This window comes from Caldalkalibacillus thermarum (assembly GCF_014644735.1).
GTDB lineage: Bacteria > Bacillota > Bacilli > Caldalkalibacillales > Caldalkalibacillaceae > Caldalkalibacillus > Caldalkalibacillus thermarum.
Genome location: NZ_BMKZ01000009.1, coordinates 33,554 through 49,659 on the forward strand (window position 1 = coordinate 33,554; position 16,106 = coordinate 49,659).

15 protein-coding genes are annotated in these 16,106 nt (G+C 46.5%); 13 read left to right on the forward strand and 2 right to left on the reverse strand.

From position 1 onward, the window contains the following. Nucleotides 1–321: 321 nt before the first annotated feature. Complete coding sequence (locus IEW48_RS17395; protein WP_268236538.1) at nt 322–450, reverse strand: hypothetical protein; 129 nt, start codon at nt 448–450, stop codon at nt 322–324. A 137-nt stretch (nt 451–587) separates the two neighbouring features. On the opposite strand from IEW48_RS17395, the gene IEW48_RS05140 reads away from it, so the two are divergent. The 11 genes from IEW48_RS05140 to IEW48_RS05190 all read left to right on the forward strand — a co-directional run bounded on the left by IEW48_RS05140 (nt 588) and on the right by IEW48_RS05190 (nt 12,351). Beyond that, a complete protein-coding gene (locus IEW48_RS05140; protein WP_188622863.1) occupies nt 588–1,232 on the forward strand; it encodes a hypothetical protein in 645 nt (214 codons plus the stop codon). Nucleotides 1,233–1,246: 14 nt separating this feature from the next. Further along, nucleotides 1,247–3,136 (forward strand): 1-deoxy-D-xylulose-5-phosphate synthase, encoded by a 1,890-nt coding sequence (gene dxs, locus IEW48_RS05145; protein ID WP_188622864.1) that lies wholly within the window; start codon nt 1,247–1,249, stop codon nt 3,134–3,136. A gap of 1 nt (nt 3,137) precedes the next feature. Then, nucleotides 3,138–3,983, forward strand: a complete 846-nt coding sequence (locus IEW48_RS05150) for a TlyA family RNA methyltransferase (protein WP_188622865.1) — start codon at nt 3,138–3,140, stop codon at nt 3,981–3,983. Nucleotides 3,984–4,022: 39 nt separating this feature from the next. Beyond that, nucleotides 4,023–4,889, forward strand: a complete 867-nt coding sequence (locus tag IEW48_RS05155; RefSeq protein WP_188622866.1) for an NAD(+)/NADH kinase — start codon at nt 4,023–4,025, stop codon at nt 4,887–4,889. A 14-nt stretch (nt 4,890–4,903) separates the two neighbouring features. Continuing rightward, on the forward strand, nt 4,904–5,353 hold the full coding sequence (gene ahrC, locus IEW48_RS05160; protein ID WP_188622867.1) for a transcriptional regulator AhrC/ArgR: 450 nt from the start codon (nt 4,904–4,906) through the stop codon (nt 5,351–5,353). A gap of 28 nt (nt 5,354–5,381) precedes the next feature. Then, nucleotides 5,382–7,124 carry a DNA repair protein RecN gene (gene recN, locus IEW48_RS05165; RefSeq protein WP_188622868.1) on the forward strand — a complete coding sequence of 581 codons (1,743 nt, stop codon included), beginning with the start codon at nt 5,382–5,384 and terminating at the stop codon, nt 7,122–7,124. A 105-nt stretch (nt 7,125–7,229) separates the two neighbouring features. Further along, nucleotides 7,230–8,504 carry a SpoIVB peptidase gene (gene spoIVB / locus IEW48_RS05170; RefSeq protein WP_188622869.1) on the forward strand — a complete coding sequence of 425 codons (1,275 nt, stop codon included), beginning with the start codon at nt 7,230–7,232 and terminating at the stop codon, nt 8,502–8,504. A gap of 228 nt (nt 8,505–8,732) precedes the next feature. Next, nucleotides 8,733–9,479: a sporulation transcription factor Spo0A gene (gene spo0A, locus IEW48_RS05175; RefSeq protein ID WP_371874826.1), complete on the forward strand. Its 747-nt coding sequence runs from the start codon at nt 8,733–8,735 to the stop codon at nt 9,477–9,479. Nucleotides 9,480–9,592: 113 nt separating this feature from the next. Then, nucleotides 9,593–10,666 (forward strand): putative cytokinetic ring protein SteA, encoded by a 1,074-nt coding sequence (gene steA / locus IEW48_RS05180; RefSeq protein WP_007502485.1) that lies wholly within the window; start codon nt 9,593–9,595, stop codon nt 10,664–10,666. A 70-nt stretch (nt 10,667–10,736) separates the two neighbouring features. After that, nucleotides 10,737–11,420: a glycosyltransferase family 2 protein gene (locus IEW48_RS05185; RefSeq protein ID WP_007502487.1), complete on the forward strand. Its 684-nt coding sequence runs from the start codon at nt 10,737–10,739 to the stop codon at nt 11,418–11,420. Between the two features lie 109 nt (nt 11,421–11,529). Then, nucleotides 11,530–12,351: a UDP-N-acetylmuramyl pentapeptide phosphotransferase gene (locus IEW48_RS05190; protein WP_188622871.1), complete on the forward strand. Its 822-nt coding sequence runs from the start codon at nt 11,530–11,532 to the stop codon at nt 12,349–12,351. Nucleotides 12,352–12,377: 26 nt separating this feature from the next. Here the strand turns inward: IEW48_RS05190 and IEW48_RS05195 are convergent, their stop codons facing one another. Then, nucleotides 12,378–12,623 carry a DUF2627 family protein gene (locus IEW48_RS05195; RefSeq protein WP_188622872.1) on the reverse strand — a complete coding sequence of 82 codons (246 nt, stop codon included), beginning with the start codon at nt 12,621–12,623 and terminating at the stop codon, nt 12,378–12,380. A gap of 178 nt (nt 12,624–12,801) precedes the next feature. On the opposite strand from IEW48_RS05195, the gene IEW48_RS05200 reads away from it, so the two are divergent. Both IEW48_RS05200 and yqiS read left to right on the forward strand, forming a co-directional pair. Beyond that, complete coding sequence (locus IEW48_RS05200) at nt 12,802–14,880, forward strand: sigma-54 interaction domain-containing protein (RefSeq protein ID WP_188622873.1); 2,079 nt, start codon at nt 12,802–12,804, stop codon at nt 14,878–14,880. Nucleotides 14,881–15,160: 280 nt separating this feature from the next. Then, a complete protein-coding gene (gene yqiS / locus IEW48_RS05205; protein ID WP_188622874.1) occupies nt 15,161–16,060 on the forward strand; it encodes a phosphate butyryltransferase in 900 nt (299 codons plus the stop codon). The last annotated feature ends 46 nt before the right edge of the window (nt 16,061–16,106 follow it).

Consider the following 16,106-nt stretch of genomic DNA (forward strand, 5'->3'; position numbering starts at 1 on the left):
AGGGCGATCCACAAAGGCATGTGGGCGTTGACCCTGCTACCGCGGAGACCTAAGTTCTCGCTTACTTGTACACCTAAGCGGGGCTTAGGGAAAACCTGCCAATCAGGCCGTTAAGAACGGCTATGATGGCAGCGTAGCCTGCCTTGAGTGGTGTAAGGGGATAATAGCTTTAAAGGGTTTTAACCTAGTTTGGCAAACTAGGTTAAAGCTCATGCTATTTGAAACTTACACTGCAAAAGAGGCTAGGAAAAAGTCAGGATTGTTGAGGAAATCTCCTAGACTGTTCGCTTCGGCGACGCATGGTGGGGATTAGAGTACGGACTAAGTGGCAATCCAGTCCAACGTCTGGCGACAGCGTTGAAGCGGGCTTAAAGGGAAACCGCCGAAGCGGCGACGCTTCGGTGTCCGCTTGGGAAAACCTACTGGACCTAAGCCGTAATGTTTACCCACCATGTGACCACCCTCTGCGGAGTACATAATTTTTTTGTTTGCTTGTTGTTAACGTTCGTTATAATATAAAGAGTATAATATAAAAACGTATAAGCTGTTTTAATGGATAAGGAATTTAATGGATTAAGAGGAAAACGATGAAATTTTCATGGAAGCATGCCCTGAGTTGGAGCACAGCCATTGCCGTTATCACCTTGGTGTTAGCGGCAATTTTCTCAATTGTGTCCTCTTTCATTTTAAGCGGGGCACCGCTGGCCATCGGCATGTTGGTGGTGATCATCATTGTCCTGATCGGCATTGTCTTTGATACCATTGGCATCGCTGCAACTGCGGCCAATGAGGTGCCATTTCGGTCGATGGCCTCCAGAAAAATTACCGGTGCTAAAGAAGCCATCTATATTTGCCGCAATGCCGATCGTTTCTCCAGCTTTTGTAACGATGTGATTGGTGATATCAGCGGCATTGTCAGCGGTACTGCCAGTGCGATTGTCATTTTACAGCTGGCATTTGAGTTGGGATATGCCGAAGGCTCTGCCTTACACATGCTGGTTGGTGTTGTCTTTACCAGCTTGGTAGCTGCCTTGACTGTTGGCGGAAAGGCTCTGGGGAAATCATTTGCCATCCATTTTTCAATACAGATCATTTTGACCGTAGGCAAGCTATTTTACTTTATAAATAAAAAATTTCATATTTCCATTTTTGATAGGAAAAATAAGAAGAAAAAGCGGCGCCGCTCAAATGGTCACTTACGCGGCTCCCGCAGAAATGGAAATGAGCGATGAAAGCGAGGGTTCCTATGCGCCTCAAGGATATTAAGAGTCCAGAACAAATAAAAAACTGTTCTCCGGCTCAGTTAAACCAGTTGGCCGCAGAGATTCGCCAATTTTTGATTGAGAAATTGTCCAAAACAGGAGGCCATTTGGCACCCAATCTGGGTGTCGTGGAGCTGACCTTGGTGTTACATAAGTTGTTTGATTCCCCCAAAGACAAAATTATTTGGGATGTGGGGCATCAGGCCTATATACATAAAATATTGACGGGCCGGATGGACAAATTTGATACCCTGCGCCAGTACAAAGGTTTATGTGGCTTTCCCAAGCGCAGTGAAAGCGAACATGATATCTGGGAAACGGGACACAGCAGCACTTCCCTGTCTGCTGCCATGGGCATGGCCATCGCCCGTGATTTGCGCGGTTTGGATTATTATATTGTAGCCGTGATCGGTGACGGAGCCATGACAGGGGGAATGGCCCTGGAAGCCCTTAACCATATTGGCCATGAGCAAAAGGATATCATCGTCGTTTTAAACGACAACGAGATGTCTATTTCACCCAATGTTGGCGCTTTGCATAACCATCTGGGCAAATTGCGGACAGCTAAGCACTACAAATGGGCTAAAGAGGAAATTGAATATCTGATCAAAAAAATTCCCGCGATCGGCGGGACACTGGCTCGGACAGCAGAGCGGGTGAAGGACAGCCTGAAGTACTTGCTTGTGTCGGGAATCTTTTTTGAAGAACTGGGCTACACCTACTTGGGCCCTATTGATGGGCACAACGTGTCTGAGTTAGAGACCTGTTTCCGGCAAGCGAAGCGAACCAAAGGACCTGTTCTCATGCATGTGGTCACGAAGAAAGGAAAAGGCTATGCGCCCGCTGAGGCTGATTCCGATACCTGGCACGGAGCTGGCCCGTACAAGATTGAATCTGGTGAATTGATCAAACCGGTTGAAGGCCCTCCTAATTATAAAGATGTGTTTGGACAAGCGATGATTGAGCTGGCAGAGCGTGACGAGCGCATTGTTGCCATCACACCGGCAATGTCTTCAGGTTCTGGACTCAACCCTTTTGCGGAACGGTTCCCTGATCGTTTTTACGATGTGGGTATTGCCGAACAGCATGCCGTGACCATGAGTGGAGGACTAGCTGTTGAAGGGATGAAACCGGTTTGCGCCATTTACTCCACCTTCCTGCAAAGGGGTTATGATCAGGTTATCCACGATATTGTCCGGCAAAATCTAGATGTGTGTCTGGCTATTGACCGGGCTGGCCTGGTGGGTGGTGATGGCGAAACGCACCAGGGTGTGTATGATATTGGTTACTTGCGGATGTTGCCCAACATCAAAATTATGATGGGAAAAGATGAAAATGAATTCCGGAATCTCTTATATACGGCCTTGCATCTTAAGGGCCCAACAGCTGTCCGTTTCCCGCGGGGAAATGGCGTAGGCGTTCCGATCGGGGAGTTTAAGCTGATTGAAGTGGGGACATGGGAAATTCTGGAGAAGGGCCATCATGTGGCGATTCTAGCCGTCGGCCCCATGGTTCAGCTGGCCCTTAAAGCAAGAGACCAACTGGCCAAAGAAGGGTTAAAGCCCTATGTGGTCAATGCCCGCTTTATTAAGCCTCTGGATGAAAAGATGCTCAAAGAGCTGGCTGACCAAGGATTGAAATTTCTTACAGTAGAGGAACATGCTGTTAGCTGCGGCTTTGGCAGCGCTGTCTTGGAATTCTTTAATGAACAAGGCTATGAACATATTACGGTTAAGCGCCTTGGCATTCCCGATGTATTTGTGGAACATGGCAGCGTGGCTGAGCAACGTCGGGAAGTGGGCCTGACGGTTGAGAATATCGTTCATCATGTTAAACAACTTCATTTGAGGGAAAGGAAAGTACAAAGGGCTTAAGATGAAACCGAAACAGTATGCACCAAAGGAACGTGTCGATATATTGTTGGTTCAAAAAGGATATTTTGACAGTCGGGAAAAAGCCAAACGTGCCATCATGGCAGGTTTGGTTTTTTCTCACTCGGAAAGAATTGACAAACCAGGAATGAAAATTCCTGTTGACACACCGTTAACGGTGAAAGGCTCGCCCATTCCTTATGTGAGCCGTGGGGGGCTTAAGCTGGAAAAAGCCATCCGGTCGTTTAAGCTGGATCTACAGAATAAAGTTGTTGTGGATGTGGGTGCTTCCACCGGCGGCTTTACCGATTGCGCCCTCAAACACGGAGCCAAATTGGTTTATGCCCTAGATGTGGGCTACGGGCAACTGGACTGGTCTCTCAGGAATGATGAGCGGGTCATCATCATGGAACGGACCAATTTTCGCTATTGCAAGGTGGACGATTTTAAACATGGACAGCCTGATGTGGCCACTGTCGATGTTTCCTTTATTTCATTGGGATTAATTTTGCCCGTGTTGTATGATATTCTTAAACCCTGTGGTGTGGCTGTCGTGCTGATCAAGCCTCAGTTTGAAGCAGGTAAAGAAAAGGTGGGCAAGAAGGGATTGGTCAAGGATCCTTGTGTACATGAAGAGGTCATAACCAACGTATTACAGCAAGCGCTTGCCGAGGGGTTCTTCATTAAAGGCATTGATTATTCGCCCATTACCGGAGGAGAAGGGAACATTGAATTTTTGGCAGCGTTATCTAAAGCTGAACCTGGAGTGAAGGAGCAAACAGAGCAGGGGATAGACGCTTGGCGGCCTGTGATTGGCCAGGTTGTTAAACAGGCCCACTATTCATTATAGCTGGATAGGAGAAGAAAAGAGGAGAAAGTGGAGGACGTCATGAAAACACTTACCATTGGTTTAGCCATTAACCGTGGTAAACCGAAAGCGCTGATTGTAGCCCGGGAATTAATCCCATACCTTGAGAAAAAAGGGATCCGGGTTGTCCTGGAACAGAGAGTGGCCGACTATGTGGACCGCAAAGATCTTGCCGTTCCCTATCGCGATTTTTATAAGCATGCTGACATCTTGTTTGTGTTTGGCGGAGACGGTACGATCTTAGGCATTGCCAGAGATTTTGCCCCCTATGCTATTCCCATATTAGGTATTAATCTGGGGTACCTTGGCTTTTTATCTGAGGCTGAACCAGAAGATTTACCTGATGTTGTTGAAGCGCTTCTGGAAGGACGTTATCAGACAGAAAACCGCATGATGCTTCAAGCTGAGCTGATCCGCAACGGCAAGCTGATTGAAACTTGGCATGCTTTGAATGATATTGGCATTGCCAAAGGGTCATACAGCCGCATGATCACCTGTAAAATATTTTTGCAAAATAAAGTGTTAAATACTTTTTATGGAGATGGTCTGATTGTGTCCACCCCCACCGGCTCAACCGCCTACTCCATGTCAGCAGGAGGTCCAATCGTGGCGCCAAATATGCAGGCTTTGCTGATTACGCCTGTATGTCCACACAGCTTAACAGCCCGGCCGATTATCCTGTCTCCTACTGAAGAAATTACCATTGAAGTAAGTGCTACCCATCAGGAGATCGGCCTTTCTGTTGACGGTCAAATTGGTTATCAGCTCGAAGTGTTCGATCAAATTCGCATCCGCCGCTCCCCCTACACAACGATACTGATCAAGTGGAAAGACCGCACGTTTTTTGATGTGATCCGTGATAAATTTCACCAAGGCTTGGATAAATGAAGGAGGTGCAGATGGTGAACAAACGTCAACGTCATTTACGCATCCGGGAAATTATTAGTAAATATGATATTGAAACCCAAGATGAACTGGTTGACCGTTTGCGGGAAGAGGGTTTTCAAGTCACCCAGGCAACCGTTTCCAGGGATATAAAGGAATTGAGTCTGATTAAAGTACCGTTAGCCAATGGACGTTACAAGTATTCCCTGCCGGCTGATCAGCGATACAATCCGTTGCAGAAACTAAAGCGGGTCCTGGTGGACTGTTTTGTCAGCATTGACCATACGGAAAACCTGATCGTCTTAAAAACATTGCCTGGAAATGCAAATACGATCGGTGTTTTAATTGACCATCTTGACTGGCCTGAAGTGATGGGTAATATTAGCGGTGATGACACCATCTTAATCATTTGCAAAAAAAAAGAAGATGCACCACGGGTAGCTGAACGCTTTTTAGACTTGTTGTGAAAGCTTGAAGTGAAAATGAGGGATACATATGTTAGTGGAGCTTTCGATGCGTAATTTTGCGCTGATTCCTTCATTAACCATCGCCTTTGAACCAGGGTTTAATGTGTTGACCGGGGAAACGGGTGCTGGAAAATCAATGCTAGTAGAGGCGATCTCTTTGCTTGTAGGAGGAAGGGCATCGCTTGATTATGTGCGTCACGGACAGCAGAAGGCTGAGATTGAAGGTTTATTTAGTATTCCCGAGCAACATCCTTCCCGTTCCCTGCTCTCTGAGCTGGGCATCGAGTTTGAGGATGACATGCTCATTTTACGCCGGGATATTAACATCAAGGGTAAAAATATTTGCCGCATAAACGGCAAGTTAGTCACCCTGGCCGTTTTGCGGGAAGTGGGACAGCTTTTGCTGGACATTCAGGGTCAGCATGAACACCAGCATTTACTTGCTGAGGAGCGGCATCTTGCTTTGCTTGATGAATATGGCAAAGCAAAGATCGCTTCCCATAAAAAAGAATATCTTTCCTTGTTCAACAAGTTAAAGAAATTGAACCGTACCATCAAACAGCTGAATGAGAACGAACAGCAACTCGCTCAACGGCTGGATTTATTCCGCTATCAATATCAAGAGATTGCTGCCGCAGAGCTGGTACCGGGGGAAGATGAAGAGCTGGAAAAAGAAAGGCGGGTCAAAGGAAATGCCCAGAAGTTGTATCAGGGAATGGAACAGGTGGTCGACGCCCTGTATGGAGACGGGCGGGCCATGGACTCCCTGGCTGTAGCTATGAATGAGCTGAGGGCATGTGCAGAGATTGATGAAAGCCTTGAGCCTTACACTGAAAGGCTGGAATCACTGTATTATCAGGTTGAAGATATCGTTCACGAATGCCGTAAATATGCTGAATCAATCGAATTTGATCCTGAACGGCTTCATGAAATTGAGTCCAGGCTGGAGAAAATTGAGCAGTTAAAACGAAAATATGGCAAAACGGTTGACGAAATTTTGGCTTATGCTTCTAAAATTGAAGAAGAACTGGATACCCTGGAACATCGGGAAGAGCGCATGGCTGAACTTATGAAACAAAGGGAAAACCTGCTTCTGGATCTTGCGGTTGAAGCTGAACAGTTAACGCGAATCAGGAAAGAGGTTGCCGCAGATTTAACGCAGGCCATAAAGCAGGAATTAGCAGGGCTGTATATGGACCAAACGGAAATAGACATTGCTTTTTCTCCATTAGGTGCAGGCAGTGATCAAGTGGAATACCGGGGTAAAAAACGGTGGATTAGTCAGGAAGGCTGGGATCAGATCCAGTGGCTGATCGCCCCCAATCCGGGGGAACCGCCCAAACCACTGGCCAAGATTGCCTCAGGCGGAGAGTTATCCCGGTTGCTTTTGGCACTGAAAACCGTGTTTGCCAAGCTGGAGCCCGTTACCTCCTTAATATTCGATGAAATTGATACGGGTGTAAGCGGCAGAGTGGTACAAGCCATGGCTGAAAAGTTGTACACGATCTCCTTGGATCGTCAAGTGATTTGCATCACCCATCAGCCCCAGATGGCTGCCATGGCCGATCACCATTTATACATCATGAAGCGAACTGGTGACCATGGAACGGAAACAACGGTGATTCCCCTAGATCGTGAGGGACGCCACTTGGAAATCGCCCGCATGATGAGCGGCCATCATTTGACAGAAACAACTAAAGAACATGTACAGGAATTGATCCAGCAGGCTGAAAACATTAAAGCCCACTTGCAGGAGAAGCTATCCAGATAAGGATAGCTTTTTTGCTGGCGTCAAGTTATATTTGAATAGGCCAAAGGCAACATTATAGATAAGTCACGTGGAGGTGTAGGTAGGGAAGCAGGAGAGTGATTATCGTTGTTCCAGACAAAACTAAAAATAATCGGGCTTTGTTTAGTGGCCTTAACCCTGTTCATTGTCACATCAACGCCATTCCAAGCCTTTGCATCAATTCCTGATGAAATTCGCCTTTATGAAGGCAAATATTTCAGCTTCCCCTCCTCTCTGCCTGTCAGTGGAGAGGTCGCAAGTGACAACCTGCAAGTGGTCAAAACTGAAGAAAATGTGATACAGGCCATTGGAACTGGGACGACACAGGTGCAAGTTAAGGTGGGCAATGTGCCGCTCAAAAAGGTAAAAGTTAACGTCCTGCCTGAGTTAAAAGTTTATCCCGGCGGGCAATCCATCGGTGTCCAACTGCAATCAGTGGGACCACTGATTGTCGGATACCATTTTATTGACACCGAAGAAGGGAAAATATCTCCAACTGAACAAGCCAACATCCGCATTGGGGATATGATTGTCAAAATAAATGGCCGATCCATTGAAACGCTGGAGGAGATCAGTCACATCGTCAATAAGGCTGGAGAAAATGACGAAACGCTAAACATTGAGCTTCTAAGGGGAAAAGAAACCCTGACTGTCGATGTGAAACCCATTTATGACAAAAGGGAAAAAGCTTACCGCTTAGGTGCTTATATCCGCAATTCTGCTGCTGGTGTAGGAACATTGACCTTTATTCACCCTGAAACAGGTGCTTATGGGGCGTTGGGTCACGTTATTACTGACATGGATACACAGAAACCCATCGTGGTGGGAGAGGGCGCCATTCTTGAATCGAATGTCAGTGCCATAGAAAAAGGTGTGCGTGGGGGCCCAGGTGAAAAGCTGAGCCAAATCCACAAAAACAGAGTACTTGGAGATGTTAAGAAGAATACACCGTTTGGCATTTTTGGTCATATGAAAGAAACGGTAAAAAATGGCATTATCGACAACCCTATTCCCGTTGGATTAAGTGAAGAAGTGAAAAAGGGACCTGCTCAGATTTTAACGGTTGTTGAGGGACAAAAAGTGGAGATGTTTGACATAGAGATAGTGGAAATAATGGAACAAAAATTTCCAGCCACCAAGGGGTTAATCATCAAGGTGACGGACCCGGAATTATTAAATAAAACAGGTGGAATTGTGCAGGGGATGAGCGGAAGTCCCATTATTCAAGACGGGAAGCTGATTGGGGCGGTTACCCATGTCTTTGTTAACGATCCAACCAGCGGATACGGTTTATTCATCGAATGGATGCTGGATGATGCCGGACTCCTCGATCAATCTGAACAGAAACCAAAGGCAAGTTAAGCCTTGGTTTCTTTTTTTGTGTCGAATCAGCTGGGAAAAGATCGAAATAAAAGGGAAATTATTTTTTTTGAGAAAACCTGAAGGAATTGGCAGGAAGGTAAAGGTTTCATGTCGAAACAGGAATATAGTGCCTTTTTCTTGCCAGATTATTGATCGTTAGGAGGAGAAGAGTGCGTGAAACCAATCAAACTTGTCCTGGCCGATGATAACCATGAATTTGTCCAATTAATGGAAGACTATTTTTCCCAACAAACAGATATGGAAGTGGTGGGAACCGCCTACAATGGGGTTGAGGTTTTAGATATTTTGGAGAGAGTAGAACCGGATGTCATCATCCTGGATATCATTATGCCCCATTTAGATGGTTTAGCTGTTTTGGAAAGGTTACGCAGCGAAAAATTCCGACTGCAAGCCAAAGTGATCATGCTGACCGCTTTCGGACAAGAGGATGTAACCAAGCGGGCTGTTGAACTGGGTGCATCATACTATATTTTGAAGCCGTTTGAAATGGATATCCTTGCCCAAAGGATCCGCCAGCTGATGGTTAATCATAAACCAGCCACTGTTTCCACGGCAGCTTATAAAAGCCTTTCTGTGGCAGTCAAACCACCGTACGAGCAAAAAAGTCTGGATGAACGGATCACGGGGATTATTCACGAAATTGGAGTACCTGCCCATATCAAAGGATATCTCTATTTGCGGGAAGCCATTACCATGGTCTACAACAATCTTGAATTATTGGGTTCGATCACCAAAATTTTGTATCCAGAAATTGCCAAAAAATATAACACCACACCAAGCCGGGTAGAACGGGCAATTCGCCATGCCATCGAAGTGGCCTGGAACCGGGGCAACATGGATTCCATTAATAAGATGTTTAGCAATACGGTGAGCAGCCATAAGGCAAAACCAACCAATTCAGAATTTATTGCCATGGTGGCCGATAAGCTGCGCTTAGAATATAAAGCCGGTTGAAAGGAACTGAACGAAAGAAGGGAGTCATAACGAACTCTCTTCTTTTTTTTGTGTTGTTCTGCTCAAGATTTGACCATACTAAAGAGGAGACGACTTCTCAAGGAGCGACCGACATGAATAACCAGCTGACCACCACAAGTTATGGACCTGTTTATTTTCATCATCGTACCAAACAGCTTGTGCAGTGGATACCTGAAGGTGCTTTTGCGTTGATTGAACATAAGGATATCGATGAAATGGCGGCCTTGGCCCTCATTTCAAAGAACATAAAAGGGGTTTTAAACTATGAGCCCTCAATGTCAGGTGATTATCCCAGTTTAGGTACAATCCGTCTCTTGGAACATGGAGTACCTGTTTATGATGTTGATGACCCAGACAAAGTGAAACAAGTGTTGCACCAAGGCCACATCATCGGTATTACAGGTAGTAAGTTGTGGCTGAAAGAAGAGGAACAACACATGTTTTTGAGTTCATTAACCCCATATACTTACCAGAATATCCTTAGCAAACTAAAACAGGCTCAAGCCAACCTGACCAGCCGGCTGCAAAAGTTTGTTGAAAACACCCTGAGCAATGCCTTCATAGAGCTGCCAGAAATCTTGACCTCGATTCCCATCCCAAAGTTGGCCACTGATATGCGCAACCGGCATGTGGTGGTTGTCACGAGGGGAAGCGGTTACATGGCGGATTTAATGGCCCTGCAAAACTATATCAGGGAAATGCAACCTGTCCTAATTGGGGTCGATGGCGGAGCAGATGCTATTTTGGAGTGTGGAATGAAGCCAGATGTGATTTGTGGAGATATGGACAGTATTTCACACTATGCTCTCTGTTCTGGCGCTGAGATCGTGGTCCACGCCTATAAAAACGGCCGGGCACCTGGAATGGAAGTGGTGCAAAAACTGGGACTCTGTGCCCATCTTTTTCCCTGCTTTGGCACGAGTGAAGATGCCGCACACCTTCTTGCTTATGAGGCGGGAGCCAGATTAATTGTCTCTGTGGGCAGTCACACCCACATGCTTGACTTCTTGGAAAAAGGGCGAAAAGGAATGGCCTCCACCCTGCTGGTCCGCTTTAAGTTGGGAGGAAAACTGTTGGATGCCAAAGGGATTCATCATCTTTTTCCGTCTAAGCTTAATTCCAGAATCTCCTCAGCCCGTTCCTATCTGGATGCCCTCCTTTATTAAGCCAGTTATTAAACCAGAAGATGCGGGGTTGCTATTGGTTGATTAAACATGTCCTAAAGGTGGGTTACATGTGGATCAAGTGAGTATCATCATTCCTGCCTATAACGAAGAGCAATACATTGGCCAGACCCTTTCGGCATTACTACACAGTGGGGACTGGTTCAGAGAAATTATTGTCGTCGATGACGGCAGTGAAGATAACACTTTTCATCAAGCCCGCATCTACACGCCCCACGTGATTCGCCTGTCGCGCAACAAAGGCAAGTCAGCAGCGATGATGGTCGGCGTTTATCAATCTTCAGCCCCGGTTTTACTCTTTCTTGATGCAGATTTGGGACATAGTGCCAGCCTGGCCAAAAACTTGCCCCAGCCCGTTCAAGATCATTGTGCTGATATGACCATCGCTGTTTTGCCTAAAACCAAAAAAGGGGGGCTTGGACTCGTCAAACACTTTGCCAGCTGGGGGATTTACAGGCAAACAGGCGTGTGGTTGGAAGCCCCGTTGTCGGGGCAGAGGGCGGTCCGGAAAAAACAGTTTTTAAGCAGTTATAAAGGTGATCAAGGATTCGGTTTTGAAGTGGGCCTGACCATTGACTATTTGCAGGCCGGCTTAACGATTCAGGAAGTGGAGGTTCCTTTTACCCACCGTGAAAGGGGAAAGACGCTGGACGGTTTTTGGCACCGTTTTAAACAGGGATTAGCTGTCAAACAGGCACTCAAATTAAGAAAGGCGCAAGCTGAAGCGCCACGGTAAGCATGGGTGTCCCTGTTAATGAAAAGATGTCAAGGGCACTCCATAAACAAAACATGGATGTTCATGAGTAAGGGGGAATGGAGCGATTAAGGAATGGATCATTGGCTTCATGATCTATATGGGCCTGGTTTGGCCCTTAACCGACAGGATGTATCATCTTTTCCAGCGTCTAGGGTGGACGGCGCTAAACTATAAACAGGAAGTGGTCGTCCAAGGCTTTGGTCTTAATCTTTTCATGCATTACGCTCTGTTTATTGGTATCATGCTTACGTTGCATTTCCTGGTCGCTCCGTTACCCATGTTTACCTTGGAGACCATTTCGTTGTTCGCTATGATGCTGTTCAGTTTAACTTCGTTGGGCTGGATTGATGACCGCTGGGGAGATCCTGAGGTGAAGGGATTTAAAGGACACTTCGGCAAACTTGTTGCGGAAAAGCATATGACGTCAGGATTGGCCAAAGCCGTGTTTGGTTTGCTAGTTGCCTTGGTTGTCTGTTGGCAGCTTAGTTCGTCATATGGAGAATTCATGTTGTTTTCCCTGGCGCTTGTACTGAGCATGCATATTTTTAATTTGCTTGATGTGCGGCCGGGAAGAGCATTAAAAAGTTATTGGCTTTTCTCACTGGCAGTGATTCCTTTTGTATCTGCGGCTACGCTGCTTTTTTTGACATTGCCCGTGCTTTGTTCCACAGTGTTGCTTTTCGGATATGACCGGCGGCGAATGGCCATGCTGGGGGATACCGGTTCTATGGCTTTGGGAGGAATATTTGGCTTTCAGCTGATTGTCCATGCACCTCTTATATTAGTGGCGATGTTTGTCATCTTTTTCATGATACTGACCATTGCCGCTGAACGCATCAGTATCAGCGCCTGGATTGAGCAACACCGCTGGTTGAAATTGATGGACGGTTGGGGGCTTGTAAAAAAATAATAAAGCTTGTAAGTCACTGCGGACTTTTAGTCGTCCAGGTCATCTTTAAACCGCCGGCCGTAGCGTCTTTTTTTGTCCCGGTAAAAGATAAACCCCCCTACAAATCCCACACCAACTACAAACAGGAAAAACCCCAGGAGAAACATGTCCCACTGGAAACCTTCCGGCGTAAAGTTGGTGAAAAAAGCTTCACGCATCAATGTCCAGCCATACACCCCGAGAGCCCCGGGAATCACTAGGATCAGTATAGAAATAAAGCGTTGAATGGTCATGCTGCTTCTTTCCCTTCCTTGCTCTTCTTCATTTACTGTAACCAAAATCGAACAGCTTGTCTAACACTTTTGTTGCACCTGCACTTGAAAAGGGTTACACTAAAAGAGTCTGCAATATTTTTCAGTTCACCTTATTCACGGTCACCTTATTCAAGAGAGGAACAAGCGGGGGATGGGTATGAAAAAAATTTTTCTGGTCGGTGCAGGAAGCGGTGGCACAGCGCTGCTTAAAACATTGCAGCATATGGAATCACTCAAGGTGATTGGGGTGTCGGACCGGAACGTTAATGCTCCGGGGATGAAGGAGGCCCGCAAGTATGGTATTCCCACTGGAACGGACTATACCCGAATGATTAGTGATGATGTGGAAGTGATTATTGAAACCACTGGAGACGAATCCGTTTTTCATCATTTGCGCCAGATTAAACCCAAGCATGCAGTGGTAATTCCCGGAAGCATCGCCCGGATTATCATGAGTCTGATCGAGGAAAAAGAAAACCTGATTCAACAGCTGCGCCATCATCACCATGAGTTGGACATCATTTTAAACTCCACCCATGATGGCATGATGGCTGTCAACAAGAAGGGGATTATTACGCTGTTTAACCGGGCGGCAGAAAGAATCACGGGCTTAAAAGCGGAGGATGTGCTGGGAGAACCGGCTCAAGACTGGATTCCAAACAGCCGGCTAAATATAGTCCTTCAAACAGGGCAGCCTGAGTTGCATCAGGAACAATGGTTAAACAACGAAAGACGAATCATCACCAACCGCGTCCCGGTTATCTCTGCAGACGGAGAAGTGATCGGAGCGGTGGCTGTCTTCAGGGATATTACCGACGTGACCACCTTGGCTGAAGAGGTGCTAGACTTAAAAGAAACGCGCAGCTTGCTTGAAGCGATCATAAATTCCTCTGAAGATGCTATTTCTGTTGTTGACCAGAACGGCATCGGTTTGATGATTAATCCGGCTTATACGCGGCTGACTGGCTTAAAGGCAGAAGATGTGATCGGCAAGCCGGCGGATGTGGATATTTCCGAGGGAGAAAGCATGCACATGCAGGTGCTAAAAACCAAAAAGCCTGTGCGCGGCGTTCCCATGAAAGTGGGCAAGTACCGCAAGGATGTTGTGGTTAACGTCGCCCCTATTATGGTGGATGGCGAGCTGAAGGGCAGCGTAGGGATCATTCATGATATCTCCGAAATAAAAAAGTTGACCAAGGAACTGGACCGGGCGAGACGGATTATACGTACTTTGGAAGCCAAGTACACCTTTGAAGATATAATCGGAGAAAGTGAACCGGTCCGAACCGCCATCGAACAGGCCAAAAATGCGGCCTATACGTCAGCCACCGTCTTGCTGAGGGGGGAATCTGGGACAGGTAAGGAGCTGTTTGCCCATGCCATCCATAATGCAAGTGAACGCAAATTTAACCAGTTTGTGCGTGTCAACTGTGCCGCTTTATCCGAGCAGTTACTGGAAAGCGAATTGTTCGGCTATGAGGAAGGAGCTTTTACTGGTGCCAAGCAGGGTGGTAAAAAAGGTTTGTTTGAGGAGGCAAACGGGGGAACCATCTTTTTGGATGAAATTGGAGAAATGTCACTGAGCACTCAAGCCAAGCTGCTCCGTGTGTTGCAAGAAAAAGAGATTGTCCGTGTCGGCGGGACAAAAACCATCCCTGTTGATGTGCGTATCATTGCCGCAACCAACGTCAATCTGGAAGAAGCGATCCTGCAAAAGAAGTTTCGGGAAGATCTTTATTACCGGTTAAATGTGTTGCCCATTATTATTCCTCCGCTCCGTTACAGAGACGATGACATCCGCTTATTAACCGAGCATTTTATTAACAAATATAACATGGAATATGGCCGCCATATTTCCTCTGTGGCGGATGAGGTTATCGAACGCCTGAAATCTTACCATTGGCCGGGAAATGTGCGAGAGTTGGAGAATGTGATCAGCCGGGCCATTATTCAGATGCGCTTTACTGAAGAACGTCTGGAACTCCGTCATTTGCCCCCTTTACAGTTTGATTTTGATGACCGGCCAGAGGCAGACAGACCCCTTTCATTGGCTGATCATGCTTTGCCTTCTAACGGGAATATTCTGCCGCTTGACGAAGTCGTGGGCAACTTTGAGAAAAAATATCTTCAGCAGGTTTTATCCCAATGTAATGGAAACAAGACTAAAGCTGCCCAAAAACTAAAGATTTCGGTACGCAACTTGTATTATAAACTGCAAAAATACGGTCTGCATTAGGGCTACCCCTACGAAGGGGGAAGATATGCAATTCTTATCAAGAAAAAAATTTCACACTACGCAATATATTTCAAGGAAAATGGGGAATTTGTAGAGGCGGGAAACCTGCCAAAAATTTTTTATTGTTGTTATGAAGCGCTTACATTTCCATTCCTGATGTTGTTTTTTATGTTGGCATAAATTTTGCATGTATTATCATGGGTTGCACTGCTAATTTCATCCCACAAGGCTTATACTGAGATAAGAGACAGAGTACCGAGCAGAATGGATGTGAAACAGAATGAAGCTTTCTAGTCTGATCACGACAGCAACTCAATATGCCCAACCAACGATTGCCGTTGCTCAAGCTGCGGATGAAGAAGTCTTAAGAGCTGTACGGGAGGGACTAGGGCAGCGCTTGGCTAATTTTTACCTGGTTGGTGATGAACACCAAATAAGAGAAAAAGCCCGCAGTGTGGAACTTGACTTACAATCCCTTTCCGTTGTACATGAACCTAATCCCCGTCAGGCTGCCCAGCGGGCGGTTCAGCTGGTGAGAGAGGGTAAGGCTAACGCGGTGATGAAAGGGTTGGTTCCCACGGCTGATCTGTTAAAAGCTGTGCTGGATAAAGAAAAGGGGCTGAAACGCCAACGTTTGTTGAGCCATGTGGCTGCATTTGAGGTTCCTGGCTACGACCGTTTGATCTTTATCACTGATCCGGCTATGAATATTGCTCCAGATCTCAAGCAAAAAGCAGAGATTATTCAAAACGCCGTGCAGGTCGCCCGGGCAGCGGGTGTTGAACGGCCAAAGGTGGCTGTTCTGGCACCGGTTGAGGTGGTTAATCCAGCGATGCAAAGCACCCTTGATGCTGCCAGTTTAACGTTGATGGCCAGAAGGGGTCAAATCACAGACTGTGAAGTTGACGGGCCTTTAGCTTTGGACAATGCGGTCTCGGTTGAAGCTGCCCGGCATAAGGGGATTCGCTCTCCCGTGGCCGGTCAGGCTGACATTTTGCTTGTCCCCAATATTGAAACGGGTAATGTGCTCTATAAGTCCTTGGTGTACTTTGCCAGGGCCAAGGTCGCAGCTGTAGTGGTGGGAGCCGAGGTGCCGGTCATCCTCACCTCACGGGCGGACAGTATGGAAGACAAATTATATTCCATGGCCTTGGCCGTTTGTCTCCTTAACCAAGGCTAGCCTATATGCGCAAAGGTACGTCACCATTCATCATTAATGATATGTC

What these genes read in the sequence shown, in the direction of transcription:
- IEW48_RS05140 (WP_188622863.1), top strand. Translation starts at nt 588, where the DNA reads ATGAAATTTTCATGGAAGCATGCCCTGAGTTGGAGCACAGCCATTGCC.
- dxs (WP_188622864.1), top strand. Translation starts at nt 1,247, where the DNA reads ATGCGCCTCAAGGATATTAAGAGTCCAGAACAAATAAAAAACTGTTCT.
- IEW48_RS05150 (WP_188622865.1), top strand. Translation starts at nt 3,138, where the DNA reads ATGAAACCGAAACAGTATGCACCAAAGGAACGTGTCGATATATTGTTG.
- IEW48_RS05155 (WP_188622866.1), top strand. Translation starts at nt 4,023, where the DNA reads ATGAAAACACTTACCATTGGTTTAGCCATTAACCGTGGTAAACCGAAA.
- recN (WP_188622868.1), top strand. Translation starts at nt 5,382, where the DNA reads ATGTTAGTGGAGCTTTCGATGCGTAATTTTGCGCTGATTCCTTCATTA.
- spo0A (WP_371874826.1), top strand. Translation starts at nt 8,733, where the DNA reads ATGGAAGACTATTTTTCCCAACAAACAGATATGGAAGTGGTGGGAACC.
- steA (WP_007502485.1), top strand. Translation starts at nt 9,593, where the DNA reads ATGAATAACCAGCTGACCACCACAAGTTATGGACCTGTTTATTTTCAT.
- IEW48_RS05190 (WP_188622871.1), top strand. Translation starts at nt 11,530, where the DNA reads ATGATCTATATGGGCCTGGTTTGGCCCTTAACCGACAGGATGTATCAT.
- IEW48_RS05195 (WP_188622872.1), bottom strand. Translation starts at nt 12,623, where the DNA reads ATGACCATTCAACGCTTTATTTCTATACTGATCCTAGTGATTCCCGGG.
- IEW48_RS05200 (WP_188622873.1), top strand. Translation starts at nt 12,802, where the DNA reads ATGAAAAAAATTTTTCTGGTCGGTGCAGGAAGCGGTGGCACAGCGCTG.
- yqiS (WP_188622874.1), top strand. Translation starts at nt 15,161, where the DNA reads ATGAAGCTTTCTAGTCTGATCACGACAGCAACTCAATATGCCCAACCA.